At 56.6% G+C, this 4107-nt stretch carries 6 protein-coding genes; all 6 read left to right on the forward strand.

Features of this window, described 5'->3' with window-relative positions; all coding sequences use genetic code 11:
• Window positions 1-242 (forward strand): rhodanese-like domain-containing protein (locus tag F8I07_RS00295; RefSeq protein WP_367264219.1); only part of this gene is annotated, 242 nt, incomplete at its 5' end.
• A 139-nt stretch (window positions 243-381) separates the two neighbouring features.
• Window positions 382-744, forward strand: a complete 363-nt coding sequence (locus F8I07_RS00300; RefSeq protein WP_292654232.1) for a rhodanese-like domain-containing protein — start codon at window positions 382-384, stop codon at window positions 742-744.
• Between the two features lie 3 nt (window positions 745-747).
• Entirely contained in the window at window positions 748-1509 is a 762-nt protein-coding gene (locus F8I07_RS00305) for a sulfite exporter TauE/SafE family protein (RefSeq protein ID WP_292654235.1), read from the forward strand.
• A 10-nt stretch (window positions 1510-1519) separates the two neighbouring features.
• Complete coding sequence (locus tag F8I07_RS00310; protein ID WP_292654238.1) at window positions 1520-1771, forward strand: hypothetical protein; 252 nt, start codon at window positions 1520-1522, stop codon at window positions 1769-1771.
• Window positions 1772-1974: 203 nt separating this feature from the next.
• On the forward strand, window positions 1975-3141 hold the full coding sequence (locus F8I07_RS00315; RefSeq protein ID WP_292654240.1) for a cation diffusion facilitator family transporter: 1167 nt from the start codon (window positions 1975-1977) through the stop codon (window positions 3139-3141).
• Window positions 3138-4107 (forward strand): chromate efflux transporter (chrA, locus tag F8I07_RS00320; protein ID WP_292654242.1); only part of this gene is annotated, 970 nt, incomplete at its 3' end. The genes F8I07_RS00315 and chrA, both read left to right, overlap by 4 nt.

The following is a 4107-nucleotide window of genomic DNA, read 5'->3' on the forward strand; positions in this document are numbered from 1 at the left end:
AGGCATGGCACATCGGCTTCGGCCAGCACATCCCCCTCAACGAACTTCCCGACCGCCTTGACGAATTGGATCGGGATATGACCATCGTCACGATGTGCCCCCACTACGACCGGGCCGAGATCGCCCGGCTCTTTCTCAAGCTCAAAGGCTTCGAGGCTCGATACCTCACCGACGGAATGCTCGGCATCGTCGACTACCTGCGGGGAGACCGGGCGAAGAACTATATGGAGAAGATCCGCTAGATTCGGTGGGCATTGAGATCCGCTTCGCGGATCGGCATCGGGCATCGAGTTGCCTCCGGCAACGGCATTGTGTGCGGACAACCGCCAAAAATCGTAACACGTAACACATAACACTTAACACAAAAACAAGGAGTAAAAAATGAACACCTTTCCACTGAACATCGTCCCCAGCGAAATGAAAAATATGCGCATCGATATCGAGGAGTTCATCGAGCTCTACAACAAAGGCGAAGCGGAGCTCATCGATATCCGCGTGCCCTTTGAAACCAAAGTCTGGCAGGTCAACTTCGGCCTCCAGATCCCGGCCAACGAACTGCCCGAGCGTCTCGACGAACTTCCCAAAGACAAGCTCCTCGTCGTCGCCTGCCCCAAGAGCGACCGCTCCAATATGGCCCGCACCTACCTGGCTTCCAAAGGTTACGACGTCAAATACCTGGTCGGCGGCCTGCTGGGTCTGATGGAACGCCTCAAAGGCGGCAAAGCCAAAGATCTGAAGCTCTAAGCCATGAGCACGCCGGAGTTGATCCACTACGGGATCTATTTCCTCCTGACTCTGGGACTCTCCACCCTCTTCGCCATGGGAGGAGTGGGCTCGGCCATCGTACTGGTACCCACCTTCAACATGATGGGGATGCCCCTGAATCTTGCCAAAGCCATCGGGCTTTTTATCAACAGCTCCTCTACGATTACCGCTTCGGTGATGAACTTCTTCCGGGGAGTGCTGGATATCAAATTCGCCCTGCCTTTGGTCATCGCCATTTTGCTGGCCACGCCTCTGGGGGCCTGGAGTTCCCAATACGTTCCCGTCGTCGTGGTCAAATGGATCCTGGTCGCTTTCCTCATCACCGCGGCGATTTTGCTGCTCTACACCAAACGGGAGACCAAGGTGGTCTACGACAAAGCCTGGATCCTCTTTCTCATCGGTTTCGTCGTGGGGATCATCTCGGGGATGATCGGCGTGGGTGGCGGAGCGCTGATCATGCCGCTGCTGATTCTGCTGGGCTTCGATGCCAAAAAGGCCGCCTACGCGGTGAGCTTCATCATCCCCTTCTCCTCTCTGGGGGCCTTTTTCACCTATCTCAGCTTCGTGCAGATGGACTGGGTGCTCCTGGGAGTGGTCACTGTCGCGGCGGTGCTGGGAGGCTATCTGGGGGACTTCATCATGCACTACCGCCTCACCCCCGCCCAGGTCAAAAAGCTCATCGCTGTACTCCTGCTGCTGCTGGCGGCCAAAATGATCATGGGGCTTCTGAAGCTCCACTTCTAAAGGACCTGCAATGATACATATGATGAAAAAGATCGCCGACTGGATCGTCGACAACGAGAAAAAAGAGGCCACGGACTGCTCCATCCCCGACGAGATCGTCGACGAGTGGCTCGAAACTATCGAGGAGAGAAAGCAACGGATGGAGGAGCATGGTCGCACCCATTCCGAACAGTACGAGATGCTGCTGGATCTGGAAAAGAAAGTCAAAGAGATCGAAGAAGAACGGGCAAAAAAGTGCCGGACCGATAAAGAACCCCATTAATAGCCGGTATCCCTTCCGCATCGATCTTCAGAACAACTGACGTATTTCCTGCTCTGAAATTCGGGAGATTCTAATTCTCCGGAAACGTTCCTCATTCCGAATTTGTCCGGAATCCGGGCTATCGGTGTCCTGTCTCAAATTCTGGATGACAAAGCCGCGTTCATCCGGTTATAATCGGGACACAAACTTAGTAGGAGTATAGGATGACGACATCCCGTAAACAGGGGAAGGATGAGAAAAAGAACTGGCTGCTTGCCTCGACCTTTCTCAACGCCGCGCTCGCGGCGGCGAAACTGGCGTGGGGCTGGGCGATGGGTTCCACATTGCTTATCGCCGACGGCATCCACTCCACCTCCGATGTTTTCGGGGCGCTGTTGATCTTCCTGGCCCTCTTTTTCGCCAATCACCGCTCCAAACGCTTCCCCAACGGGATGCACAAACTCGAGGATATGGCCGCGGTTCTGGGGGGCTTGGGGATTCTCTACGCCGGATACGAGATCATCCATTCGGTCTTTTTCGAAGCGGGGATCCGAACCCCCGGGAATGTCTGGCCGACGGTCGCTTTCATCCTGGCGCTTCTGCTGATCCAGGCGCTCTTCTATTTTTTCGAGCTCCGGGCGGCGCAGCGGCTCGGTTCACCCGGTGTACGGGCCGATGCCATCAACTGGCTGGGGGATATCGGTTCGGGGCTGATCGTCGTCATCGGGCTCGTCGCCCACCAGTATCGCATTCCCTACGCTCAGGAAGTCGCCGTCGTTTTCATCGTGCTGATGATCTTCAAAGGGGCCTTCGACGTCCTGAGGGAGGGACTCCTCTCCCTGCTCGACGCGGCCGATACGGAGATATACGATAAAGTACGCAAGATCGTGATGTCCGAGCCGGACATCACTGGGATCAAACGTCTCTATGTCCGAAAATCCGGCAGCGTCTATTTCGCAGATATCGAAGTGAAAGTCGCCGAGGTAAATGCGGTCAAAGCACACCAAAGTATCGACGAAGTGGTGCAGCGACTGCATGCAGAGTTGCCCTCGCTCGAATCGGTGACGATTCATTACGAACCCGACCATCCTCCCTATCTCACTGTCGTTAGGCTCCTTGGGCCGGACAAGAAAACCCTGAGCCGGGAATTCGGCCGTGCCGACTGGCTCGAGATCGAACACTGGAAAGAGGGCAGGGAGCTCCTCGGCAGAAAAATCGTGCAAAACCCTGCCCGCAAAGCTACGAAAGGAAAATCGTTCCGACTGCTGGGCTATCTCCTCTCCATCCATACGGACCGCATCATCATGGGGCCCACAAAGCTGGACGAGAATGTCCGGGAACTCTTCGATGCCTTGGATATCGAGATTGTGCTTAAAAAGGATGACCTATGAAAACGAAGAGCGAAGGGGATTCACAGGCTGTAGAGAGAGAAAGCCCTTCCCTCTGGCAGTTGAGCCGGGCCTTTTTCCTCATCGGTCTGACCGCCTACAGTATGGCGATGCTCCAGCAGCTCAAAGCTCTCATCATCGGGAGGCGCTGGCTGAGTCAGGAGGAGATGGACGAGGGGCTGGCGATGGTGCAGCTCTATCCCGGCCCCATCCTCTTCAACCTCGCCGCCTATGCCGCCTATCGGATCAAGGGCTTCGTCGGCGCTTTTCTCGCTACCTTTCTCTTTGTCCTTCCTTCCTATCTGTTGATGCTGCTGCTCTCCTGGCTCTATTTCCGCTACGGGCAGGTGAGCTGGGTCCATCCCCTCTTTATCGCTCTGGAGGCGATGGTGGTGGGGATCGTGCTCCACGTGGCCATCGATTTCTCCGGGCGGTATATTTCCGGAGGGGGGACGGCCTTTCTGGCGGGGCTTGCTTTCGTGCTGATGCTCTTTCACGTCAACGCCTTCTGGATCATTCTGCTCGCCATTGTCCTGGGGCTGGCGCTCTTCTGGAAGGAAAAGCCCGAGATGCAAAAGCAAAGTCCCCAAACGGCGGTTCCGATCCCCGGCAAGTGGCAGTGGCGCCTGGCGGGGCTGCTCTTCAGCGGAGCGCTCTTCGCCGGATTGCTGGCGTTGGGGATTTTCTGGCAGTCCGAGGGAGGGCAGCTGCTCGGGTCGATGTTCAAGGTGGGGGCCGTGGCTTTCGGCAACGGGATGACCATTATGCCGCTGCTTCAGCAGGAGGCGGTGGTCTCCCACCACTGGCTGACGCTCAAAGAATTCGCCGACGGGATCGCCTTCGGGCAGATCACCCCCGGGCCCTTTCTCATCACCGCGACCTTCATCGGCTACAAGGTAGCGGGGCTCCTGGGCAGCGCCCTGGCGACGGTGGGGATGTTCTACCCCTCCTTTTTCTATACCCTTGTGA

Source organism: Nitratifractor sp. (genome assembly GCF_015487065.1).
Classification (GTDB): Bacteria; Campylobacterota; Campylobacteria; order Campylobacterales; family Sulfurovaceae; genus Nitratifractor.